Raw genomic sequence first — 23,383 nt, 5'->3', positions numbered from 1 at the left:
TTTTTCTTGCACTGCGGCAAATCCCCATTACTTTCACCCCACCTTCCAAACTATCTGGCCAAGCACCGGGACATTTCCATGAAACAAAGACTATTGGGCCGCACGGGTATTTCCGTGTCTGAAATCTGCCTCGGCACCATGACGTGGGGCACGCAGAACACCGAAGCCGACGCGCACGCGCAGATGGATTACGCCGTCGAAAACGGCGTCAATTTCTTCGATACGGCAGAACTTTATCCTACCACCCCCGTTTCCGCCGAAACGCAGGGGCGGACGGAAGACTATATCGGCACCTGGTTTGAAAAGACCGGAAAGCGCGATCAGGTCGTGCTCGCCACCAAGGTCGCAGGCTCTGGACGTGACTACATTCGTGGCGGTCGCGATATCGACGCCGCAGCCATCCGCGAGGCGGTGGACACCAGCCTCAAGCGCCTGAAGACCGACTATATCGACCTCTACCAAATCCACTGGCCGAATCGCGGCACCTATCATTTCCGTGGCGCATGGAGCTTTGACGCTTCCGGCCAGGACACCAAGCGCACGCTCGCCGAAATCACCGAAAAGCTCGAAACGCTCGGCGAGTTGGTGAAGGCCGGCAAGATCCGCGCCATTGGTCTCTCCAACGAAAGCGCCTGGGGCACGCAGAAATATATCGATATCGCGGAGGCTAACGGCCTGCCGCGCGTCGCCACCATTCAGAATGAATACAACCTGCTGTACCGCAGCTTCGATCTAGACATGGCGGAAGTCGCGCACCACGAGGACGTCGGCCTGCTCGCATATTCGCCGCTGGCGGCAGGGCTGCTGACCGGCAAATACCAGAACGGCGCCCGCCCGGCGGGCTCGCGCGGCACCATCAACAAGGATCTGGGCGGCCGGTTGCAGCCGCATCAGGAAGCGCCGGTCAAGGCTTATCTGGACCTTGCCGCCGAACATGGGGTAGACCCGGCCCAGCTCGCCATCGCCTTCTGCCTCACCCGCCCCTTCATGGCCTCGGCGATCATCGGCGCGACCACTATGGAACAGTTGAAGGTGGATATTGCGGCGGCCGATGTGGCCCTGTCGGAAGACCTGCTGAAGGGTATCGCGGCGATCCACCGGCAATATCCGATGCCGATCTGACAAGATCACGGCGCGCTTTTTCGCCCCTTGCCCTTGCATTCCGGGCAAAATTGCGTATAAGCGCGCTGTTCACAACACCCGGTCCAATTGGCTGGTGGCTGAACGGAGGGCTGGTTCCGGTAACGGAACAGCAGGAACCATAAGGTTTTTCCGGCCTCCCGTGTCTCCGCTCTCGACCGTCTCGAACAACGCTTTTCTTGCTTTAAGGCTCACGCCTTTTCAGGAGCAGTCGTTGAGGCTTAGCGCCGTTGCCGGGTGAAGGACGAAACGCAAGAAAGGCAAAGCTTAAATGGCTCTTTACGAACACATCTTCCTTGCCCGGCAGGATATTTCTGCCCAGCAGGTTGACGCACTTGTCGAGCAGTACAAGGGCGTTATCGAATCGTTCGGCGGTAAAGTCGGACGCGTCGAGAACTGGGGTCTGAAGTCCCTCACCTACCGCATCAAGAAGAACCGCAAGGCTCACTACGCTCTCATGGACATCGACGCTCCGGCGGCCGCCATCCATGAAGTCGAGCGCCAGATGCGCATCAACGAAGACGTTCTTCGCTACATGACCATCGCCGTCGAAGCCCACGAAGAAGGCCCGTCCGCGATGATGCAGAAGCGCGATCGCGACGACCGTCCGCGCCGTGACGGCGACCGTCCGGACCGTGGCCCGCGTGAAGATCGTGGTCCCCGCGCACCGCGCGAAGGTGGCTTCGGCGACCGCGAAGACCGTCCGCGCCGTCCGCGCGAAGACCGTGCATAAGGAGAATTGACCTATGGCTGACGCATCCTCTTCCCAGGCACGCCGCCCGTTCCACCGCCGTCGCAAGACGTGCCCCTTCTCCGGCGCCAACGCTCCGAAGATCGACTACAAGGACGTTCGTCTCCTGCAGCGCTACATTTCCGAGCGCGGCAAGATCGTTCCTTCCCGCATCACGGCCGTTTCCCAGAAGAAGCAGCGCGAACTCGCCCAGGCGATCAAGCGCGCCCGTTTCCTCGGCCTGCTGCCTTACGTCGTAGCATAATGAATTGAAGCGAGGCTGCGTTTTGGCGCGGCCTTGCTTTATCTCAATCCTTCCGCGTTGGGCGCGGATCGATACCAAAAAACCCATGTTGGGGATGAGGCTCCAAGGAGCGATCCTCTAACTGCTTAAGTTTCAGCAGGACAGCGACGTGCAGAAGTTGAATCAGACAGTGCTGATCTCCGGCGTTCTCGCCGGCATATGCGCCGCGTTTTTAACGCTTGGCGCAACGGCACAGTCGTCGCTTTCTTTCCTGCTTTATGCCGGTTCCGCCATGCCGATTTTCATCGCCGGCATGGGCTGGGGCAACCGCGCCGCCATTATCGCAATCATCACCACGGCCATCATAGGTGCTTTGGTCATGTCGCCGCTTTTCGCGCTGACGATTGCCATCTTCACGCTGATTCCGGCGGGCTGGCTTTCGCATCTGGCCAATCTGGCGCGCCCGGCCTCCGAACTCGGCGGCCCGGATGATCTGCTTGCATGGTATCCGCTTTCCGGCATCGTGCTGCATCTGTGCATTCTGGTTTCCGTCGCCGTCGTCATTCTCGGCTGGATGATCGGTTACGGTCCCGATCTCGTCGCGCGCATGGTCGATGTGATGATGACCTCGGTTCAGAGCCGCGAACCCCTGTTCGAGCCCAATGTCGAGGCGCTGGCGCAAACAAAGACCCTGTTGGTGCTGATGCTGCCGATCGTTCAGGGCGGCCTCTGGGTCATCCTTTTGTTTGCCGCCTATTATTTCGCGACGCGAGTGGTCGGCACCTTCGGCAAGGGTCTTCGCCCGCGCGAGGACATCGCTTCGGCACTGCGCATGCACCGCAACGCCATCTTCATTTTCCTCGCTGGCATCGTCGCCATGTTCCTTGGCGGCGTCGCGGCCATGGTCGGAGCGGTCATCTGCGGCACCTTCGGCGCGGGCTTCCTGATGGCGGGTTACGCCTCGCTGCACAAGCGCGCGCGTGGAAAGGACTGGCGTCTGCCGGTTCTCATTCTCGCATATCTCTCGGCGGTCTTTGTCTTTCCGCTGTTCATCATTCTCGTGTTCGGCCTGAGCGACGTGCGCAGCACGATCTCTCTTACTCCGACGCGGAAAACCGACAATACGAACGAAACCAACAACTAGAAAGGATCAAGAAGATGGACGTTATTCTTCTCGAACGCATCAACAAGCTCGGCCAGATGGGCGAAACCGTCAAGGTTCGCGACGGCTATGCCCGTAACTTCCTGCTGCCGCAGGGCAAGGCGCTGCGCGCCAATGCTGCCAACAAGACCCGTTTCGAAACCGAGCGCGCAACGCTTGAAGCCCGTAACCTCGAGCGCAAGTCGGAAGCCCAGAAGGTTGCCGAAGCCCTCGAAGGCAAGTCCTTCATCGTCGTCCGTTCGGCTGGCGAAACCGGCCAGCTCTACGGTTCTGTCGCTGCTCGCGACGTCGTTGAAATCCTCGGCGCCGAAGGCTTCAACATCGGCCGCAACCAGGTTGAACTGAACACGCCGATCAAGACCATCGGTCTGCACAACGTTACCCTGCACCTGCACGCCGAAGTCGAGCTGCAGGTCGAGCTGAACGTTGCCCGTTCGGCTGAAGAAGCAGAGCGTCAGGCCAAGGGCGAAAGCCTCACCTCCGCTGACGCCATTTACGGCGTTGACGAAGACGCGCTGCGTCCGGAAGATTTCTTCGACCCGGAAGCTGACCGCGACGGCGACGACGAATAAGATCTGGCCTAACGGTCAAAGGAAAACCCCGGATGGCGACATCCGGGGTTTTTTGTTTGTTGTGTTTGTAGAGGGGGTATCCCTCCGCAAACTCAACGCCCACTACCTCGCCGCCGTCTCCGTGCGCTCAGGCGCCTTGCTCTTGTCCACATGCACCACCACCGACATGCCCGGAGAAAGCTCCGCCGTCAGGGGCTGATCGGCATCGATCGCGATCCGTACGCCGAGGCGCTGGGCGATCTTTACGAAATTACCCGTCGCATTGTCAGGCTTGATAACGGCGAATTCCGAACCCGTCGCCGGCGAGAACCGTTCCACATGGCCGGTAAGCTTGCGGCGATGCAGCGCGTCCACCGAGATCGTCACCGGCTGGCCAACCTGCATGCCGGCGAGCTGGGTTTCCTTGAAATTGGCGATAACCCAGACATCATGCGGCACAACGGCCATCAGCTGCGTGCCGGCGGTGACATATTGGCCAGTGCGCACGCCGATTTCGCCGAGCCTGCCATCCACCGGCGCGTGGATTTCGGTATTGGCAAGATCGATCCGGGCCAGTTCGACGGCGGCTTCGGCATTGGCGACGGCTGCCTGCAGCGAGCTGCGGTTGACGATGATCGTCTGCAAATCCTGTCGCGACACTTCCAGCGCCGCCTTTGCCTGCGACAGCGATGCCCTCGCCTTTTCCAGCGCGGCATGAGCTTCTTCCTGGAGGCTTGAGGTTCCTACCCCGCTTTTGATGAGATTGTCCTGCCGGTCGGAGGCGAGCTGCGCCTGTTTCAGCGAGGCCTGCGCGCTGTCAACCGCCGCCTCGCTGGAGCGAATATTGGCATTGGCCGCATTTTCCTGCTGGCGGGAATTGTCGAGTGCCGCCTTATGCGTATCGAGCGTTGCTTCCGCCTGGGCCTGTTTCTGGCGATAGATGCGGTCGTCGATCTTCGCCAGCAGGGTGCCCTGCTTGACTTCCTGATAGTCCTTCACCGGAACATTCACCACATAGCCACTCACCTGCGGGCTCATCGTCGTGACATAACCCCGCACGAAGGCATTGTCGGTCATTTCGACGGTGGAAAGGAACGGCGGCAGCCGCCAAGCGTAAAGCACCAGCGCCACACCGGCGATGCCGCCGAGCAGCACGAGAATGGAAACGGGGGTAAAAAACTTCTTCAGCATGATGTCACTCTTGGATGTTCAAGACTGTGTCGCTGGCGCGGCACCGGCATTTCCCGAAAGGAGTGGCCAGATGCGTCGCCAGGCAAGATGGATTAAAAGGAAGGCAAGCGCCAGCGCCGAGACAACGGCGATCAGCAGGAACGTATCGTTATAAGCAAGCACATAGGCTTCCCTGCTGACCTGCTGACCGAGCAGCGACAGCCCCTCGGCCTTCAGCAATGCCGGATCGGTGATGACATGACTGTAAGCGCCGGAAAGTTGCGAGACGCGCTGGGCGACTGCGGGATTGGTGAGCAGGATATTTTCCACCAGAATATTGGAGTGGAATTTTTCCCGCAGCGTCACGAAACTGCCGAGCAGGCCCGTCATCAACATCGATCCGGTAATCTGCGTAAACAGGAAGATGGTGATGAAATTCACCAGATAGGGTGTGCCCCTTGCAATCGCTGCGCCAAAACCCTTCGCCATGACAGGCGGCAGGAACATGGCGGCGCCGAACGCAATCATCATCTGGCTGAGATACATTTGCTCCGGGCGGGTCAGATTGGTGGACTGACTGTCCATAAAGGACCCGGCGGCAATCAGCGTCAGCGCAATGACATGGGCCGTATCGACATATTTCGTCAACATCAACCAGGCGCAGGCCGCCCCGCCCAGGAGGGTCGCCAGCAGCACCAGCGCATAAAGCGGAATTGTCTGATCATTGAGCAGGCCGAGCTGCTGGTAAAAGCTGACGGCCGTCGAGGATTGTTCAGACGATACCGCTCTATAGACCAGCAGGACCGCGATGGCGTGCAGGTTGGTTTTGGAGAAAATCCAGCGCAGGTCGAGAAGCGGGTTCTGGCGCGGCAATTCGATGAAAGCCATCAGTGTCAGAAGAGCAATGGATGTCGCCAGCAGCGCACCGAGCCACCAGGTCTCGAACCACCAATAGAACCGGCCGAGCGTCAGCATCACCGCGAGGCAACCGAGACCGCCAGCAAACAGGAGATAGCTTAGAATATCCATGCGCTCGATGACTTTCGCGCGCGGCGGCGGCGTGACCTTGAGGACATAGATCATGGCAAGCGAGATCAGCGCAAAGCCGACTTCCATTGAATAGAGGGCGTTCCAGCCGTCAATCGCCAGCAGCGAGGGTGAGACCATGCGCGCAATCGGCGCGGACAGCAGGGTTCCCGTCAGCGCAATGCTGAAGCCGAGCGAGAATTTTCGCGCGGGCGGAAAAGCTTCTAGTATGTAGAGGAAGCCGAGCGAGGAAATCGGTGCGGCGGCCATGCCGCTGATGAAGCGGATGACGATCGCCGAATGCAGATCGGTGACAAAAAGATTGAGGCAGTTGGCGATGACAAAGGCGACGATCGAAAGCTCGGCGAAGGGTCGCAGGCCATATTGCGCCCTGACCTTGAACAAAGCGATGGAGAAGGTGGCATAGGGCGCCATATAGGCCGCCGAAAGCCAGGCCACCTCAGCCACGGTTGCGGAAAACTCGCCCTGCAGCTGATAGAGATTGGCCATGACGAGGTTCATGCCGAGACCCTGCGTGATGAAAAAACACAGCCCAGCGAAAATGAAGCAGAGCCGCAGCCACAGCGGCCGATCCGGCTGAACGGGCGCGGCAAGCGTTGGTTCCGGTTCCGCAGCTGTCGCAGAAACGACCGCAGGCGTCACATTCGCCTGCTTCTCCGCCGTATCCGGTTCCTGGTTAAGCCTCACATCGTGATCATTCTGCGATACCACAGAGCTCATGCCTGCCCCCTTCCCGAAGCGAGATTTTGCAGGTTGGCCGACAGGCGGCGCATGACATCCAATGCCATCGCCAGATCCTGCGAGGAAATATCGGCGGTAATCTCGGAACGCAGCGACTTTGCCATCGCCTGCACCGTCTCCGACGTTTTCTCGCCTTCCGCCGTCATGTGGATGCGTTTGGCGCGGCGGTCGTTCTCATCGGAACGGCGTTCGATGAGGTTCTGCTTCTCCATGCCGTCGAGCACGCGCACCAGGGTCGGCGTCTCGATTTCCATTTCCTCGGCAAGTTCCGTCTGCGTCAGCGGACCTCGGCGAGAAAGGGCGAAAAGCGCCCGCGCGCGGGCCAGCGTCAGGCCACTTTCCCCCACCCGCGCATCGAAAAACGCGCGCAGTTTGCGGGTAAAAGCGGAGACTTCATCCAGAAGCTGTTCCTTGTCGGTCTCGCGGGACATGTCAGTAAGCCTTATAATTAGCACACTACTTATTTTCTACCTATTTATTCGTAAGACTGACGAATTTCAAGTTTCTTTCACGCCGGGTCTGCCATGCGGTAAACTCATGGCAGCGAATCACGTTGCCGCGAATTCCGGGCCGGTAATTTTTCCCGCCCCTTGTCTGCGCCCCCTGTGGATTGCTGGGGACAACTGAAGATGTGATCGAGCGCAACGGGGCAGACGTCACCCTGCCATGGAGTGTTGCAACAATATCATTGACTGCCATGCCCCAGGAAGCCAAAGCCTGAGGTGTAAGAAAAGGCAAAGGGAGATCACGCAAACCATGAACGACGCTGTGAGAAAGATCACCCCCGCGCAACCGGCGGAACCGCATTACCGCGAAGCGCCGAACAACATCGAAGCGGAACAGGCGCTGCTGGGCGCCATCCTCGTCAATAACGACGCCTATTATCGCGTGTCGGACTTCCTGAAGCCCGTGCATCTTTACGAACCGCTGCACCGTAAGATTTTCGAGGTGGCGGGCGATATCATCCGCATGGGCAAGACCGCCAATCCGGTGACGATCAAGACCTTCCTGCCCGCCGACGACAAGATCGGCGATCTGACGGTGGCGCAGTATCTCGCGCGTCTGGCGGCGGAAGCCGTCTCGATCATCAACGCGGAAGATTACGGCCGGGCGATCTACGATCTGGCGCTGCGCCGCGCACTGATCCAGATCGGCGAGGATGTCGTCAACATCGCCTATGACGCGCCGCTCGACATGCCGCCGCAGGCGCAGATCGAAGACACCGAACGCCGCCTGTTCGAACTGGCGGAAACCGGCCGTTACGACGGCGGTTTCCAGTCGTTTAACGACGCCGTGGCGCTGGCGATCGACATGGCCGGCGCCGCCTTCGAACGCGACGGCAATCTCTCCGGTATTTCCACCGGTATTCATTCGCTCGACGCCCGCATGGGCGGGTTGCAGCGTTCCGACCTTATCGTGCTTGCCGGCCGCCCGGGTATGGGCAAGACCTCGCTTGCGACCAACATCGCCTACAACATCGCCGCATCCTATGAGCAGGAAGTGCAGCCGGACGGGTCGTACAAGGCGAAAAACGGCGGCGTCGTCGGCTTCTACTCGCTCGAAATGTCGTCCGAACAGCTCGCTACCCGTATCATTTCCGAGCAGACGGAAGTGTCTTCCTCGAAAATCCGCCGCGGCGACATCACCGAGGCCGATTTTGAAAAGCTCGTCGCCTGCTCCCAGATGATGCAGAAGGTGCCGCTTTACATCGACCAGACCGGTGGCATCTCGATTGCCCAGCTTTCCGCCCGCGCCCGCCGCCTGAAGCGCCAGCGCGGCCTCGATGTTCTGGTGGTCGACTACGTTCAGCTGATGACCGGCTCCGGCAAGAGCGGCGAAAACCGCGTGCAGGAAATCACCCAGATCACCACGGGTCTGAAAGCGCTCGGCAAGGAACTCAACGTTCCGATCATCGCGCTGTCACAGCTCTCCCGTGCGGTGGAAAGCCGCGAAGACAAGCGTCCGCAGCTTTCCGACCTGCGTGAATCCGGCTCCATCGAGCAGGACGCGGACGTGGTGCTGTTCGTGTTCCGCGAGGAATATTACGTCAAGAACATGGAGCCGCGCGATATATCCGATCCCAAATATGCCGAATGGGAAGCCCTGTTCGACAAGGTGAAAGGCACGGCTGACGTCATCATCGCCAAGCAGCGTCACGGACCGACCGGCACGGTGAAGCTTGCCTTCCAGTCCGAGTTCACCCGCTTTACGGATCTGGCCGATCCGAGTTTCAGCCAGTACGAAGAGCATTGATCCGGCAACAATGGCAAAGAGGGTATGTTTACCGTCTCAGCCATGTCTCACATTGCGTAAACAAGGCTGGAATCTTTTCAGGGTCTTGGCGGAATTTTCTCACAATCCGATTCCGCGCAGCAGCGCCACGGCCGCAACACCGAGCGTTGCGGCCGGCAGAAGGCTGAGGCGCAGCGCCGCAACCGCGGTGATTGCACAGGCGATGGTTTCCGCCAAGCCACTGGCGAGCGCCGTCGGCGTCACCACGGCCATCAAGACGGCGGGCGGCACCACGCCGAGCGCCTTTTTCAGGCGCGGTGTCAGCGAAAAATGAGTGACCAGCAACAGGCCGCCAAGGCGGGTGGCGACGGTTGCCGCCATCATGGCAAGGATTGTCAGCAGCGTATTCGGGTCGAGCGTCATGCCGGCTGCTCCACCTGTTCTTCATGCCCGAAGGCGGCGACGGCAAGCCCCGCCAGCGCGCCGGCGGCGATATACCACGCGCCTGGAACCAGCGTGTGGGTGAGACAGGCGGCGGATGCGCTTGCCAGAAGCACGAAGCCGGTTTCCCTGCCCTTCCAGAACCCCATGAGCAGCACGATGAAGACGGCGGGAAAGGCGAAATCCAGACCGATGACCGACATGTCTCCCACCACCGAACCGAGCAGCGCGCCGGCAAGGGTTGCAAGGTTCCAGACGAGATAGATCGAGAACGCAGCACCGGTGAAGAAGGCCGCCGTCAGCCTGTCGGCGATGACGCGGAATTCGGACAATGCCCAGGATTCGTCGGTCAGCACCAGCATGGCGGCATATTTCCGCCAACCCCTGAAATCCTCCAGCTTGCCCGCGATGGAGGCGCTCATCAACACATGGCGCAGATTGACGAGAAGCGCCGCAAAACCGAGCGCTGTCCAGCTTGCGGGATGCGTCCATAGATCCATGGCAACGAATTGTGAGCCGCCAGCAAAGACCAGCAGCGACATCAGCGAGGCCTCGAGCGGCGACAGGCCTTTGCCGATGGCGACAGCACCGAACACAACGCCGATCGGCACCATGGCGACCAGCAATGGGGCGGCGGCCCGCAACCCCGCGATAAATTCCGCGCGTTTCTCCGATATGAACATCGCATTCTCCCTTTCGAAGGAAAGGGATTACGCCTGAGAAATACAGTCGTCTTGAACAAAAGTGACGCCGCGTGACGGTAAGGTCTGCGGCAAGTCAACCCGTCCGAAATTGTCCTGGTGTTACGCCAGTACGCGCTTTGAAATGCCGGGTGAAATGCGCCTGATCGGCGAAACCACACAGAACCGCCACCTCGGCCGGCATCTCCCCTGCACGCAGAAGCCGACGCGCCCTGCGGATGCGCACATCCGTCAGATAGGCATGCGGGGTGATGTGAAACTCCTTGCGAAAAGCGCGGATGAGATGCGCCCGGCTGAGACCGGCGATAGAGGCGAGTTCTTCAAGGCCAATATCGCTCTCGTAATTATCGGTGAGATAATCGCGGGCGGTATGAACCGCCCTTTTCTCGCGGGTTTCAACCGGCAGGATGATGGCGCTGCCATGCCTGCCGAACAGCGCCGCCAGAACCGAGAACATCCCCTCATCCGCCTCCAGCGCGCCGGATTTCGTCTCCAGCCGCCGGTGGGCAATCTGAAATGCGGCCGCCATCTGCGGATCGTGCGGCAGGAATTTGGGAAAGCACGGCGTGCCGTGAAATGCCCTGCCCGTTACGTCCTCGATGATGTCGCGCAGCAGTTCCGTGTCGGGATAGATCATCCGGTAACGATAACCGCCGCCGCCCGGCGCGCCGTCGTGAATCTCGTCTGGATTGATGAGATAAAGATGCCCCGGCCCCGTCTGTTCGGTGGTGCCCTGAATGGTGGAAATCTGCGAGCCGCTTTCGATGGCACCGATGGAAAACGTGTCATGTGCATGCGGTGAGTATTCATGGGTGAGAAACGTCGCGCTGAGGCATTCCATGCCGCCAAAACGTCCGTCCCGCCAGAAACGCGTGGTTTCCGTCGTGGCAACGGGCATAAAATCAAGGGCCTGTTCCTGCGAAACATTGTGCATGAGCGAAGTTTAGAGCATTCCGTCCTTACCGTCTTGAACAAAAGTGCTAGGGTCTGGCCGGTTCCAAAATCAACCGGACGCATGGCATGACAGACGACTTCGAAGACAGCTTTCCCGAAAACGAAAATGATGCTTTCGAGCACGCGCCGCTGCGGCTGACCGTCGATCTCGGCGCGCTCGCCGACAATTGGCGGGACATGAAGAAGCGGTCCGGAAGCGCCCGCACGGCGGCTGTCGTCAAGGCCGATGCCTATGGTCTCGGTATCGAGGATTGCGGCGCGGCGCTTTACCATGCCGGCGCGCGGGACTTCTTCGTGGCGACGGTGGCTGAGGGCGCAACGTTGCGATCCTATGCCCCGGAAGCGCGCATCTTCGTGCTGTCAGGCATCTGGCAGGGGCAGGAACGGCAGGTCTTCGACAACGATCTTGTGCCGGTGCTGGCGTCAGAAGAGCAGCTGTCGTTCTGGATGGCGACGGTTGCCGAGCGCGGAGACCACCCCTGCGCGCTGCATGTGGATACCGGCTTCAATCGCCTCGGCCTTCCGCTCGACGACGCCCTGTTCCTTGCCGACGACGTGACACGACCGGCGAGTTTCGACCCGGTTCTGGTGCTGTCGCATCTCGCCTGCGCCGACACGCCCTCCTCACCGATGAACAGGGCGCAGCTCGAATCATTCCGGAAGGTTAGCGCCGCTTTCGAAGGTATCGAATCAAGCCTTTCGGCTTCCGCCGGCATCTTTCTCGGTCGCGATTATCATTTCGACCTCACCCGCCCCGGCATCGCCCTTTATGGCGGCGAGGCGGTCAACGACATGGCCAACCCGATGCGGCCCGTGGCGAAGGCCGAGGCGCGGATCATCCAGATACGCGAGGCAGGCGAAGGCCAGACCGTCAGTTATGGTGGCAGCTTCCTGCTGAAGCGCGCCAGCCGGCTCGCCATCGCCTCCGTCGGTTATGCGGATGGATATCAGCGTTCGCTTTCCGGCTCCGGCATTCCGCTGCGCGAAATGGGCCATGGCGGCGCCTACGGTGCCGTTAACGGCCATAAAGTGCCCGTCGCCGGCCGCGTGACCATGGACCTCACCATTTTCGACGTGACGGATGTACCTGTTAATGCCATCCGCAGCGGCGACTATATCGAGCTTTTTGGCCCCAACGTTCCGGTCGACGAGACCGCACGGGCGGCCGGCACCATCGGCTATGAGATGTTCACGGGGCTCGGCCTGCGTTACGAACGGCAATATCTGATGGCCGACGACTGAGGGCTGCCTTTAGCTCTTGGAAAGCCGATGTGACCTGTGCTAAAAGAGAACAAAAGGAGATCGAAATGCCCGAAATCCATTTGAGCGAGCAGGACGAGAAGTTCATCGAGGAGCAGGTGGCGGCTGGTATTTACAGCGACGCGGACGCCGTCATTCATGCGAGCCTGCAATTGCTGAGCAGTGACGAAGGTAAACGAGCCGCGCTTCAGTTGCTGATCCAGGAGGGCATCGACGACGCCGAGGCGGGCCGGGTCCACCGTTATACCTCACAGGACGAGTTTCTGAGCGATATCAAACGAGTTTCCGCGCAGCAAAAAACGGGGTCCGGCCATTAAAATCCGGACTCCAACCTTCACCACGCGCGCAAGGCGCGACCTTGCCGAAGACCACGCCTATATCGAGGCCGAAAATCCCCTTGCTGCTGATCGCTTCGCCCTCGATATCTTCAATAAAATCGAATCGATAGCGGCACTGGGCTTATCCGGTGTCTCAAGAAGCGGATATGGAGCCGGGCTTCGCAGCATCGCTTATCGTGAGCGCGTCATTTTCTTTCGTGTCGACGAGAATGAGCTTACCGTTTTGCGCGTGCTGCATGGCCATCAAGACATTTCCGCCAACGATTTCAAACAAGAAGAAAACTGACAAAACATGGCCAAAGCCAAGACCCAATTTGTGTGCCAGAACTGCGGCACGGTTCATACCCGCTGGGCGGGAAAATGCGAAGGCTGCGGCGAGTGGAATACCATCGTCGAAGAAGACCCGATGGGCGGTATCGGCTCCGGGCCGGGCAAGGTGCCGAAGAAGGGCAGACCTGTCACGCTCACCTCGCTTTCCGGCGAGATCGAGGAAGCGCCGCGTATTCCGACCGGCATCAGCGAATTGGACCGGGCGACTGGCGGCGGCTTCGTGCGCGGTTCGGCCGTTCTGATCGGCGGCGACCCGGGTATCGGCAAATCGACGCTGCTGATGCAGGCGGCGGCTGCCCTGTCGCGGCGCGGCCATCGCATCGTCTATGTCTCGGGCGAAGAGGCGGTGGCGCAGGTGCGTCTGCGGGCGCAACGTCTCGGCGCTGCGGATACGGACGTGCTCTTGGCGGCGGAAACCAATGTCGAGGATATTCTGGCAACGATTTCCGAGGGCAAGCGGCCCGATCTCGTCATCATCGATTCCATTCAGACGCTCTGGAGCGACACGGCCGATTCCGCCCCCGGCACGGTGACGCAGGTGCGCACCGGCGTGCAGGCGATGATCCGTTTCGCCAAGCAGACAGGCGCGACCATGGTGCTTGTCGGCCATGTGACAAAGGAAGGCCAGATCGCCGGTCCGCGCGTGGTGGAACACATGGTCGATGCCGTGCTTTATTTTGAAGGGGATCGTGGTCACCATTACCGCATTCTGCGCACGGTCAAGAACCGCTTCGGGCCGACCGATGAAATCGGCGTTTTCGAAATGTCGGATCGTGGCCTCAGGGAAGTGTCCAATCCGTCGGAGCTGTTTCTGGGCGAGCGCAACGAAAAATCGCCGGGTGCAGCGGTTTTCGCCGGCATCGAAGGCACACGTCCCATACTTGTCGAGGTGCAGGCGCTGGTCGCTGCCACGTCGCTCGGCACGCCGCGCCGCGCGGTCGTCGGCTGGGACAGCTCGCGACTCGCCATGATTCTCGCCGTGCTGGAGGCCCATTGCGGGGTGAAGCTTGGCCAGCATGATGTTTATCTGAATGTCGCAGGCGGCTACCGCATTTCAGAACCGGCGGCCGATATGGCGATTGCCTCGGCGCTTGTTTCCTCGCTTGCCGGTCTTGCCCTGCCCGCCGATTGCGTCTATTTCGGCGAAATCAGCCTGTCGGGTGCGGTGCGCCCGGTTTCGCATACGGGCCAACGGTTGAAAGAAGCTGAAAAACTCGGCTTTTCCGCCGCACTTCTGCCGTCTGGTTCGGCTGAATTGCCCAAAGCGGGCAAGGGTCGGTGGGCGGAAATTGAAAGCCTTCCGGACCTCGTGGCCCGCATCGCCGGCTCCGGCAACCGGTTCAAACAGGTTGAGGACGACGAATATTGATCCTTTCGCCAAGGGAAACAGTGGTGTAAGAGGATCGCAAAATTGGCAAGGCAGCGTCTGACAAGGCGTCGCACCTCCGGAGTTGGTATATGCCCATTACAATTTTCGACGGCATCGTCATCGCCGTTGTTCTTTTCTCTGCCCTTCTTGCAATGGTGCGCGGTTTCTCACGCGAGATTTTGTCGATTGCGAGCTGGGGCGGCTCTGTCGCCGCCGCCTATTATCTTTATCCGGTCCTCTTGCCCTATGCGCGCAACTATACCGATGACGACAAGATCGCCATCGCCGGTTCCGCCGGTGTGGTCTTCCTCGTCTCGCTGATCGTGATTTCCTTCATCACCTCGCGTATTGCCGATTTCATCATCGACAGCCGCATCGGCGCACTGGACCGTACGCTCGGCTTCCTGTTCGGCGCAGCGCGCGGCATCCTGCTGCTCGTCGTCGCGGTCGCCTTCTGGAACTGGCTGGTGGATGTGAAGACGCAGCCGGAATGGATGACCCAGGCCAAGTCCAAACCTTTCCTCGACGGGCTGGTCGGCAAGCTGGAGGCGGTTCTTCCTGACGATATCGAGCCGCAGATCCGCGCCCGTATCCTTGGAAAACCGCAGGAACCGACAGCAGCGCAGGCGCCTGCGGAAGATGTGCCGGCGACAAATCAACCGGCAACGAATAATTGACACAGTGTCGCGCCTTGCAATGCATGCAAGGCGCGCTATTTGTGCTAAATATCAAGCACGACACAGACGGACCGACCGGGAGAGATACTCACCGGAGAGGTCTTTCTTTTTTTCTCGGTAGAGAGCAAGGGCAAGCCGGATGATTGAGCCGCTTTCGCATTCCACATTCCATGGGACCACTTTCAAGGAAGAGATCGACGGCGATACGCTGCATGAAGAATGCGGCGTGTTCGGCATTCTCGGCCATGCCGATGCCTCGGCGCTGACCGCGCTCGGTCTGCATGCGCTCCAGCATCGCGGCCAGGAAGCAGCCGGCATCGTCTCCTTCGATGGCAAGCGCTTCCATCAGGAACGCCATATGGGCCTCGTTGGCGATCATTATACCGATCCCGCAACGCTCGCCCGCCTGCCAGGCTCCATCGCCATTGGCCACACCCGTTATTCCACCACGGGCGAAGTGGCGATGCGCAACGTGCAGCCGCTGTTTGCCGAGCTGGAAGAAGGCGGCATTTCCATTGCCCACAATGGCAACTTCACCAACGGCCTGACGCTGCGCCGTCAGATCATCGCGACAGGCGCCATCTGTCAGTCGACGTCGGATACCGAAGTCGTCCTTCACCTCATCGCCCGCTCACGCCACTCTTCCACCGCCGATCGTTTCATCGACGCCATCCGCCAGATGGAAGGCGGTTATTCGATGCTGGCGATGACCCGCACGAAGCTGATCGCCGCACGCGACCCTATCGGCATCCGCCCGCTCGTCATGGGCGAACTGGACGGCAAGCCGATCTTCTGCTCGGAAACCTGCGCTCTCGACATCATCGGTGCGAAATTCGTGCGCGACGTTGAAAACGGCGAAGTCATCATCTGCGAAATCCAGCCTGACGGTTCGATCACCATCGACGCGCGCAAGCCCTCGAAGCCGCAGCCGGAGCGTCTCTGCCTGTTCGAATATGTCTATTTCGCCCGCCCCGATTCCGTCGTCGGTGGCCGCAACGTCTACACGACGCGCAAGAACATGGGCATGAACCTTGCCAAGGAAGCACCGCTGGAAGCTGACGTCGTGGTACCGGTTCCCGATGGCGGCACGCCGGCAGCGCTCGGTTTTGCGCAGGAAAGCGGCATTCCCTTCGAATATGGCATCATCCGCAACCATTATGTCGGCCGAACCTTCATCGAGCCGACGCAGCAGATCCGCGCTTTCGGCGTCAAGCTCAAGCATTCTGCCAACCGGGCGATGATCGAAGGCAAGCGCGTGGTGCTGGTGGACGATTCCATCGTGCGCGGCACGACCTCGGTCAAGATCGTGCAGATGATCCGAGAAGCCGGCGCCAAGGAAGTGCATATCCGCGTTGCCAGCCCGATGATTTTCCATCCGGATTTTTACGGCATCGATACGCCTGACGCAGACAAGCTGCTCGCCAACCAATATGCGGACGTCGAAGCGATGGCGAAATATATCGGCGCAGATTCGCTGGCCTTCCTGTCCATCGACGGGCTTTACCGTGCGGTGGGTGGCGAAAACCGCAACCCGGCGCGGCCGCAGTTCACGGACCATTATTTCACCGGCGATTATCCGACCCGCCTTCTCGACAAGAATGGCGAGGCCATGGGCAGCAAGATTTCCATGCTGGCCAGTAACGGCTGATAGGTGCGACAGAACAAGCGGCCACCGGTCTCCGGCGGCCGCTTTTTCTTGCCTTTTATTCCGCACGTCAGCTGCGACAATTTAATTGCTTGCAGCGGGCGTCCGCGGCTTCGTAGAAGAAGGCGCAATCATTTCGGGAGAGACCATGACTATCGATCTCAAGGGGCGCATCGCTCTCGTTACCGGCGCATCGCGCGGCATCGGCTATTTCACCGCGCTGGAGCTGGCCAAAGCGGGCGCGCATGTCATCGCCTGCGCCCGCACGGTCGGCGGCCTTGAGGAACTGGACGACGCCATCAAGGCCGTCGGCGGCACGGCGACGCTGGTCCCCTTCGATCTCGCCGACATGAAAGCCATCGATGCGCTGGGCGCCAATATATACGAGCGCTGGGGCAAGCTCGATATTCTGGTCGCCAATGCCGGTGTTCTCGGCGTGATTTCCCCGGTCGGCCATATCGAGGCGAAGGTCTTCGAAAGGGTCATGAACATCAACGTCACCGCCACCTGGCGGCTGATCCGCTCGGTCGAGCCGCTGCTGTTGAAATCGGATGCCGGCCGCGCGCTCATCCTGTCTTCGGGTGCGGCCCATAGCTGTCGTCCCTTCTGGGGCGTCTACGCCACCTCCAAGGCCGCCGTGGAAGCGCTCGCCCGCACCTGGGCTGCGGAAACGCAGAAGAGCGCGCTTCGTGTCAACAGCATCAATCCGGGTGCCACGCGCACGGCGATGCGCGCCCAGGCCATGCCGGGCGAAGATCCGGCCACCGTGCCGCATCCGTCCGAAGTTGCCGCCGCCATCCTTCCACTCGCCTCGCCCGATCTTACCGAAACCGGCAAGCTCTTCGTCGTGCGTGAGAGGAAATTCGTGGAATATCGCCAGCCGGAATAAGCTTTTGGCCTGCGTCATTGCGGCACCGGCGAGAAACGCTTGACCACACAGAACCGCCGCGCCATAAGGCAAGGTATGAAAACAACGATCTGCACCTGCTGCTGAATAAATTTTGCTGGTTCGCCACCGGCCAGATCGTTTTCGTCTTCCCGCAAGGTCCAACAGACAAACGGTCCGGTCAGGACAATTGACTGCCTTTAGGGAACACCCGCATGTCCTTGCGCCTGAAACTCTACAATACCCTGACCCGCGAAAAGTCGGAATTTGCGCCGATCGACCCTGATAATGTGCGCATGTATGTCTGCGGGCCGACGGTCTATGATTTCGCCCATATCGGCAATGCGCGCCCGGTCATCGTGTTCGATGTTCTCTATCGCCTGCTGCGCCACGTCTACGGCGAAAACCATGTTACCTATGCCCGCAACATCACCGATCTCGACGACAAGATCAACGCGCGGGCACTGCGCGACTATCCGCATCTGCCGCTCAACGACGCCATCCACGCGGTGACGAAAAAGACGGCCGACCAGTTCCATGATGACGTCGCCGCCCTCGGCTGCCTTCCGCCGACCGTGGAACCCCGCGCCACCGACTATATTGCCGAGATGATCCACCTCATCGAGAGGCTCATCGACCGCGGCCACGCCTATACGGCGGGCGGCGAGGTTCTGTTCGACACGCGGTCGATGGCCGATTACGGCCAGCTTTCCAAACGCCCGCTGGACGAGCAGCAGGCCGGCGCGCGCGTGGCGGTGGAAGCCCACAAAAAGAACCCCGGTGATTTTGTGCTGTGGAAACTGTCGTCCCATAACGAACCCGGTTGGGAGAGCCCCTGGGGTCTCGGTCGCCCGGGCTGGCACATCGAGTGCTCGGCCATGGCTGGCCGTTACCTTGGCGAAGTCTTCGACATTCACGGCGGCGGGCTCGACCTCATCTTCCCGCACCATGAAAACGAAATCGCGCAATCCCGTTGCGCCCACGGCACGCATGTCATGGCCAATGTGTGGATGCATAACGGCTTCGTGCAGGTGGAGGGCCGCAAGATGTCGAAGTCCGAGGGCAACTTCGTAACGATCTACGAATTGCTGCACACGGAAAAATTCGGCGGACGGCAATGGCCGGGCGAAGTACTGCGTCTTGCCATGCTGATGACCCATTATCGCGAGCCGATCGATTTTTCGGTGAAGCGTCTGGAAGAGGCCGAACGCCTGCTGGCCAAATGGCCGGCGGCCGAAACCTCCGAGGCCGCGCCGGATGACACCGTCCTGGATGCGCTTGCCGACGACCTCAACACGGTTGCCGCCGTGCAGGCGCTGCATGCGCTGGCCCATGCGGCCAATACCGACCCGTCCAGACTACCCGCCTTCGCCGCCAGCGCCGCCCTGATGGGTGTTCTGCCGAAGAAGACGGAGATGGATGAGGCCATCGTTTCGGCTGTCGATGCGTTGGTGGAATTGCGTCTTGAAATGCTGAAGGCGAAAAACTTTGCGGAGGCGGATCGTGTTCGCGACGAGCTTTTGGAAAAGGGCATTCAGTTGAAGGATGGGAAGGACAAGGAGACCGGGGAGCGGACGACGACGTGGGAGATTAAGCGGTAATTTACTGCTGCGGCTTGGGGTTTACCCCCCTCTGCCCTGCCGGGCATCTCCCCCTCAAGGGGGGAGATCGATCTGTGGCGCGGTCTCGCCCATCTCAACGCTTAAGAGTGAAGTTGAGGTAGCGCCTCCTGCTGATCTCCCCCCTTGAGGGGGAGATGCCCGGCAGGGCAGAGGGGGGTAAAGCCACACGACAGGCCCTTGCTTTCGCCCATACCATATTCCAATCTCGCAGTATCCCTTCAAACCGCGAGCCGCTCATGCCCCACGCCAAGGTCAAACCCCAACATCGGGAATATGCGCGGCAGATGCGAAAGGCTATGACCGACACAGAGCTGAAGTTTTGGAACGCCGTCCGTGCTCACCGCCTAGACGGCCTGTCTTTCCGACGCCAGTTGCCGGTTGCCGGATATATCGTTGATTTCGCTTGCCCGTCGCATAAGATCATCATCGAACTGGACGGGTTTCAACACGCGGAAGACTTTGCGGCAGCTTACGACCGGCAGAGAACACAAACGCTTGAGGAACTAGGCTGGACCATCCTCCGTTTCTGGAACGACGATATCCTCAACGACATCGACAATGTCTGTCTCCACATTATCCGCATGGCAGAGGAGAACCAAGCATGACCACCCATACCGGCGGATGCCAATGCGGCGCGGTCCGTTTTCGCGCCACGGGCGACTTGAAGGACAGTTCCATCTGCCATTGCCGCATGTGCCAGAAGGCCTTCGGGGCCTATTACGCGCCGCTGGTTTCGGTACGCAACGTGGAATTCGAATGGACGCGCGGCGAACCGAAGCGGTTTCAATCCTCCAGCGTCGTCAAGCGCGGTTTCTGCCCGGAATGCGGCACGCCGCTGACCTATGAGGCGCCGGATGGCGTGGCGGTGGCTGCCGGGGCATTTGACGATCCCGCAGCGCTGCCGCCAACCATTCAGTGGGGCGTGGAGCGCAAGATCGATTTCGTCGACACGCTTCACACGCTGCCTGCCGTTCCGACGGAAGACGACCTGACTTCGGTGGACTATCTCACCAATCTCGTCTCCTATCAGCACCCCGACCATGATACGGCACAATGGCCGCTGGAGAACAGACAATGAGCGAAAGTGGTTTTTCCGGCGGTTGCCAGTGTGGTGCGGTGCGTTTCCATGCGGGCAAACTCGGCCGGCCCTCCATCTGCCATTGCCGCATGTGCCAGAAACATTTCGGCAATTTCTTCGGCGCACTCGTCACAGCCGATCAGGCGCATCTGACCTGGACGCGCGGCCAGCCTGCCCTCTTTCGTTCGTCGCAGAAAATCCATCGCGGTTTCTGCAACAAGTGCGGCACGCCGCTGACCTACCATTATCCCGGCGGCGTCGAGATCGCCATCGGCGCTTTCGATGAGCCCGAGCGGATCGAGCCGCAGGTGCAGGTCAATGTCCACAAGCGCATGCCGTGGATAGAGCAGCTCTTCGGCAAGCCGACCGTGGAACAGGGCGTGGACGAGGCGGAGATCACCTCCTATCAGCACCCGGATCACGACACAAAGGTCTGGCCGCCGGAAGACGAGCGCGCATGAGCGGAGCCGAGGGTTTCAGCGGTGGATGTCAGTGCGGCGCGGTGCGTTATCGGATAGAGGGCGGTCTTCGTTATCCGCATCTGTGCCATTGCCGCATGTGCCAGAAGGCATCGGGCAATTATTTCATGCCGCTTGCCGCAAGTACGCTTACGCAGTTTGAAATCACCCGCGGCGAAGCAACGTGGTTCCAGTCCTCCGATCACGTGCGTCGCGGTTTCTGCGGCCGGTGCGGCACGCCGCTGTTCTACGACATGCCGGGCGCCGATTTCATCAATATTGCCCTCGGTTCGCTGGACGAACCCCAGCGGATCAAACCCGAGGCGCAATCCAATCTCGCTGGCAAAATGCAGTGGTTCGGCGCACTCGACGGCTTGCCGATCGAGCCGGAGCCTGCAACGGATAGCCCTTCCCCTCGGGTGAACAATTGCCAACACCCGGACCATGATACGGCCGAATGGCCAGCGAAGGATGATGACCCATGACCGAAGAATTGCGCGGCTTTTACCCCGAGATCGAACCTTTCGAGACCGGCATGCTCGATGTCGGCGACGGCCACACGATCTATTGGGAACGGGTGGGCACGCGCGGTGGAAAACCGGCGGTTTTCCTGCATGGCGGTCCCGGCGGCGGGGTGAATCCCACGCATCGCCGCGTTTTCGATCCGGCCCTTTACGACGTCATCCTGTTCGACCAGCGCGGCTGCGGCCGCTCCACGCCGCATGCGGAACTGGAAGCCAATACCACATGGCATCTCGTTGCCGATATCGAAAGGCTGCGCGTGCTTTGCGGCTTCGAGAAATGGCTGGTTTTCGGCGGTTCCTGGGGCTCGACGCTGGCGCTCGCCTATGCCGAGACCCATCCCGACCGCGTCAGTGAGCTGGTTCTGCGCGGCATTTACACCGTCACCAGGCCGGAACTGGACTGGTATTACCAGTTCGGCGTTTCCGAAATGTATCCGGATCAGTGGGAAAAATTCATAGCACCCATCCCGCAAGCCGAACGCGGCGAGATGATGCAGGCCTATAACCGCTATCTCACCGGTACCGACGAGGCGAAGAAACTCGAATGCGCCAAGGCATGGAGCCAGTGGGAAGGGGCAACCATCTCACTCGTCAGCGATCCCGACCGGGTCGCGGATTTCGGCGAGGACAAATACGCCATCGCTTTCGCCCGCATCGAAAACCACTTTTTCGTCAATGGCGGCTGGCTGGAAGAAGGCCAATTGCTGCGCGACGCCGGCAAACTTAACGATATTCCCGGCGTCATCGTGCATGGGCGTTATGACATGCCCTGCCCGCTGAAATATGCCTGGCAGCTGGCCAAAGCTTGGCCGAAGGCGGATTTCCACATCATCGAGGCGGCCGGACACGCGATGAGCGAGCCGGGCATTCTTGATCAACTGATCCGCGCCAACGACCGTTTTGCCGGGAAATAACCAGTCCTTTCATCACCTTGCAACGGACGGATAAGAGAATGATTCACGCAGGGCTTCCTGCGCGGATCATTTCCTTCCATCGCGGAGCAGCCCATTTCAAGGGCAGCGCGCCTTTTATTCATGCAGTTTTTCTCATGAACCCTTCACGGAAATGAATTGGCCGCCACTGTGGCGATCCGTTATAAAACGGCATCCGAACAATTGGCGGTACTCCCCATGGCACTCGACAAATCGCTCCCGGCCCAGGAGGGCGGCGACAGCGCGCGCGGTTTTGCTTTCGCGCTTTCCGCTTATCTGCTCTGGGGGTTTCTTCCCTTCTACATGAAAGCGGTTGCGCATATTTCGCCGATCGAGGTCATTGTCCATCGCGTCGTCTGGTCGGTGCCGATTGCGGCGGTCGTGCTGATTGCGCTCGGGCGCACGGCGGAAATCAGAACCGCGCTCAGAACCCCGAAGATGCTGGCTATGGCGAGCCTGACGGCCATCCTCATTAGCATCAACTGGGGCGTCTATATCTGGGCGATCGGCGCAGGCCGCGCGCTCGATGCCGCGCTTGGCTATTTCATCAATCCGCTGTTCAGCATTTTCCTCGGCGCGGTGCTTCTCAAGGAAAAGCTTTATCCGGCGCAGATCGCCGCTATCTGCCTCGTGGCGCTGGCGGTGGCGATCCTCACCTGGCATGCGGGTAGCCTGCCCTGGGTGTCCATCGCGCTCACCGTGTCCTGGGGTTTTTACGCCTTTTTCCGCAAGACTTTGCCGATTGGCGCAACGCAGGGTTTCCTGCTGGAAGTCATGCTTTTATCCATCCCTGCCGTGCTGGTGATGATCTGGCTCGCCTTCAGCGGACAGGCGCATTTCATGGGCGGCAACTCCGCCGATACTTGGCTTCTGGCGGCAAGCGGGCTTATCACCGCCGTTCCGCTCATCCTTTATGGCAATGGCGCAAAACTGCTGCGGCTGTCGACCATCGGCATCATGCAATATATCGCACCGACGATGATCTTCCTCATTGCCATCTTCATCTTCAAGGAGCCGTTCGACATGGTGCGCATGGCCGCCTTTGCGATGATCTGGGTGGCGCTGGCGATCTATACCGGCTCCAGCCTGCTGCGGCTCAAGCGGTAGTCCGGGCGGCATCCCTCATTCCTTTGCTCATCACGGGAATGAAG

Annotated in this window: 26 protein-coding genes; 20 read left to right on the top strand and 6 right to left on the bottom strand. The window is 60.1% G+C overall.

The window, feature by feature from the left end; translation table 11 throughout:
- Positions 1-78: 78 nt before the first annotated feature.
- The 5 genes from PL597_RS19745 (at position 79) to rplI (ending at position 3,848) form a co-directional block, all read left to right on the top strand.
- Entirely contained in the window at positions 79-1,122 is a 1,044-nt protein-coding gene (locus PL597_RS19745) for an aldo/keto reductase (protein WP_271366060.1), read from the top strand.
- Between the two features lie 289 nt (positions 1,123-1,411).
- On the top strand, positions 1,412-1,873 hold the full coding sequence (rpsF, locus tag PL597_RS19740) for a 30S ribosomal protein S6 (protein ID WP_003502065.1): 462 nt from the start codon (positions 1,412-1,414) through the stop codon (positions 1,871-1,873).
- Between the two features lie 13 nt (positions 1,874-1,886).
- The gene (rpsR, locus tag PL597_RS19735; RefSeq protein WP_003502063.1) at positions 1,887-2,135 is read left to right on the top strand and encodes a 30S ribosomal protein S18; all 249 of its coding nucleotides are present in this window, start codon (positions 1,887-1,889) and stop codon (positions 2,133-2,135) included.
- A gap of 148 nt (positions 2,136-2,283) precedes the next feature.
- On the top strand, positions 2,284-3,258 hold the full coding sequence (locus PL597_RS19730) for a DUF2232 domain-containing protein (RefSeq protein ID WP_077982570.1): 975 nt from the start codon (positions 2,284-2,286) through the stop codon (positions 3,256-3,258).
- Positions 3,259-3,272: 14 nt separating this feature from the next.
- Entirely contained in the window at positions 3,273-3,848 is a 576-nt protein-coding gene (rplI, locus tag PL597_RS19725; protein ID WP_077982571.1) for a 50S ribosomal protein L9, read from the top strand.
- 102 nt (positions 3,849-3,950) lie between these two features.
- Here rplI and PL597_RS19720 read toward each other — a convergent pair whose 3' ends face one another.
- From PL597_RS19720 to PL597_RS19710, 3 genes are read right to left on the bottom strand one after another with little or no spacing between them, the layout of a single operon-like run.
- Positions 3,951-5,018, bottom strand: coding sequence for an HlyD family secretion protein (locus PL597_RS19720; RefSeq protein WP_077982572.1), 1,068 nt, complete (start codon positions 5,016-5,018; stop codon positions 3,951-3,953).
- A gap of 18 nt (positions 5,019-5,036) precedes the next feature.
- Positions 5,037-6,764, bottom strand: a complete 1,728-nt coding sequence (locus PL597_RS19715; RefSeq protein ID WP_271366059.1) for an MFS transporter — start codon at positions 6,762-6,764, stop codon at positions 5,037-5,039.
- Entirely contained in the window at positions 6,761-7,216 is a 456-nt protein-coding gene (locus PL597_RS19710; protein ID WP_217004530.1) for a MarR family winged helix-turn-helix transcriptional regulator, read from the bottom strand. Before PL597_RS19710 ends, PL597_RS19715 begins: the two co-directional genes overlap by 4 nt.
- A 325-nt stretch (positions 7,217-7,541) precedes the next feature.
- On the opposite strand from PL597_RS19710, the gene PL597_RS19705 reads away from it, so the two are divergent.
- On the top strand, positions 7,542-9,038 hold the full coding sequence (locus PL597_RS19705; RefSeq protein ID WP_003520716.1) for a replicative DNA helicase: 1,497 nt from the start codon (positions 7,542-7,544) through the stop codon (positions 9,036-9,038).
- 99 nt (positions 9,039-9,137) lie between these two features.
- Here PL597_RS19705 and PL597_RS19700 read toward each other — a convergent pair whose 3' ends face one another.
- From PL597_RS19700 to PL597_RS19690, 3 genes are all read right to left on the bottom strand, one after another.
- Entirely contained in the window at positions 9,138-9,440 is a 303-nt protein-coding gene (locus PL597_RS19700; protein ID WP_077982574.1) for an AzlD family protein, read from the bottom strand.
- On the bottom strand, positions 9,437-10,141 hold the full coding sequence (locus PL597_RS19695; protein ID WP_271366058.1) for an AzlC family ABC transporter permease: 705 nt from the start codon (positions 10,139-10,141) through the stop codon (positions 9,437-9,439). The genes PL597_RS19700 and PL597_RS19695 overlap by 4 nt, the downstream gene beginning before the upstream one ends.
- 94 nt (positions 10,142-10,235) lie before the next feature.
- Complete coding sequence (locus PL597_RS19690) at positions 10,236-11,093, bottom strand: AraC family transcriptional regulator (RefSeq protein ID WP_271366056.1); 858 nt, start codon at positions 11,091-11,093, stop codon at positions 10,236-10,238.
- Positions 11,094-11,179: 86 nt separating this feature from the next.
- On the opposite strand from PL597_RS19690, the gene alr reads away from it, so the two are divergent.
- The 14 genes from alr to rarD all read left to right on the top strand — a co-directional run bounded on the left by alr (position 11,180) and on the right by rarD (position 23,339).
- On the top strand, positions 11,180-12,355 hold the full coding sequence (gene alr / locus PL597_RS19685; RefSeq protein ID WP_271366055.1) for an alanine racemase: 1,176 nt from the start codon (positions 11,180-11,182) through the stop codon (positions 12,353-12,355).
- Positions 12,356-12,420: 65 nt separating this feature from the next.
- Complete coding sequence (locus tag PL597_RS19680; protein ID WP_137410043.1) at positions 12,421-12,690, top strand: type II toxin-antitoxin system ParD family antitoxin; 270 nt, start codon at positions 12,421-12,423, stop codon at positions 12,688-12,690.
- Positions 12,644-12,997 carry a type II toxin-antitoxin system RelE/ParE family toxin gene (locus PL597_RS19675; protein WP_319802145.1) on the top strand — a complete coding sequence of 118 codons (354 nt, stop codon included), beginning with the start codon at positions 12,644-12,646 and terminating at the stop codon, positions 12,995-12,997. The genes PL597_RS19680 and PL597_RS19675 overlap by 47 nt, the downstream gene beginning before the upstream one ends.
- Before the next feature lie 6 nt (positions 12,998-13,003).
- Entirely contained in the window at positions 13,004-14,410 is a 1,407-nt protein-coding gene (radA, locus tag PL597_RS19670; RefSeq protein WP_077982578.1) for a DNA repair protein RadA, read from the top strand.
- Positions 14,411-14,499: 89 nt separating this feature from the next.
- Positions 14,500-15,087: a CvpA family protein gene (locus PL597_RS19665; RefSeq protein ID WP_137410042.1), complete on the top strand. Its 588-nt coding sequence runs from the start codon at positions 14,500-14,502 to the stop codon at positions 15,085-15,087.
- A gap of 139 nt (positions 15,088-15,226) precedes the next feature.
- Positions 15,227-16,735 carry an amidophosphoribosyltransferase gene (purF, locus tag PL597_RS19660; protein WP_077982580.1) on the top strand — a complete coding sequence of 503 codons (1,509 nt, stop codon included), beginning with the start codon at positions 15,227-15,229 and terminating at the stop codon, positions 16,733-16,735.
- 145 nt (positions 16,736-16,880) lie between these two features.
- Complete coding sequence (locus tag PL597_RS19655) at positions 16,881-17,621, top strand: SDR family NAD(P)-dependent oxidoreductase (RefSeq protein WP_217004523.1); 741 nt, start codon at positions 16,881-16,883, stop codon at positions 17,619-17,621.
- Between the two features lie 212 nt (positions 17,622-17,833).
- Positions 17,834-19,219 carry a cysteine--tRNA ligase gene (cysS, locus tag PL597_RS19650; RefSeq protein WP_271366054.1) on the top strand — a complete coding sequence of 462 codons (1,386 nt, stop codon included), beginning with the start codon at positions 17,834-17,836 and terminating at the stop codon, positions 19,217-19,219.
- A 257-nt stretch (positions 19,220-19,476) separates the two neighbouring features.
- Complete coding sequence (locus PL597_RS19645) at positions 19,477-19,845, top strand: endonuclease domain-containing protein (protein ID WP_271366053.1); 369 nt, start codon at positions 19,477-19,479, stop codon at positions 19,843-19,845.
- Positions 19,842-20,318 carry a GFA family protein gene (locus PL597_RS19640; RefSeq protein WP_271366051.1) on the top strand — a complete coding sequence of 159 codons (477 nt, stop codon included), beginning with the start codon at positions 19,842-19,844 and terminating at the stop codon, positions 20,316-20,318. The genes PL597_RS19645 and PL597_RS19640 overlap by 4 nt, the downstream gene beginning before the upstream one ends.
- Positions 20,315-20,779, top strand: a complete 465-nt coding sequence (locus PL597_RS19635; RefSeq protein ID WP_271366050.1) for a GFA family protein — start codon at positions 20,315-20,317, stop codon at positions 20,777-20,779. Before PL597_RS19640 ends, PL597_RS19635 begins: the two co-directional genes overlap by 4 nt.
- Positions 20,776-21,261, top strand: a complete 486-nt coding sequence (locus tag PL597_RS19630) for a GFA family protein (RefSeq protein ID WP_077982585.1) — start codon at positions 20,776-20,778, stop codon at positions 21,259-21,261. The genes PL597_RS19635 and PL597_RS19630 overlap by 4 nt, the downstream gene beginning before the upstream one ends.
- Positions 21,258-22,214 carry a prolyl aminopeptidase gene (pip, locus tag PL597_RS19625; RefSeq protein ID WP_271366049.1) on the top strand — a complete coding sequence of 319 codons (957 nt, stop codon included), beginning with the start codon at positions 21,258-21,260 and terminating at the stop codon, positions 22,212-22,214. The genes PL597_RS19630 and pip overlap by 4 nt, the downstream gene beginning before the upstream one ends.
- Before the next feature lie 216 nt (positions 22,215-22,430).
- A complete protein-coding gene (gene rarD / locus PL597_RS19620; RefSeq protein ID WP_077982587.1) occupies positions 22,431-23,339 on the top strand; it encodes an EamA family transporter RarD in 909 nt (302 codons plus the stop codon).
- Positions 23,340-23,383: the final 44 nt, after the last annotated feature.

It is taken from the genome of Agrobacterium sp. ST15.13.013, from assembly GCF_027956525.1.
GTDB lineage: Bacteria > Pseudomonadota > Alphaproteobacteria > Rhizobiales > Rhizobiaceae > Agrobacterium > Agrobacterium salinitolerans.
This window is presented reverse-complemented; position numbering and strand designations above follow the sequence as displayed.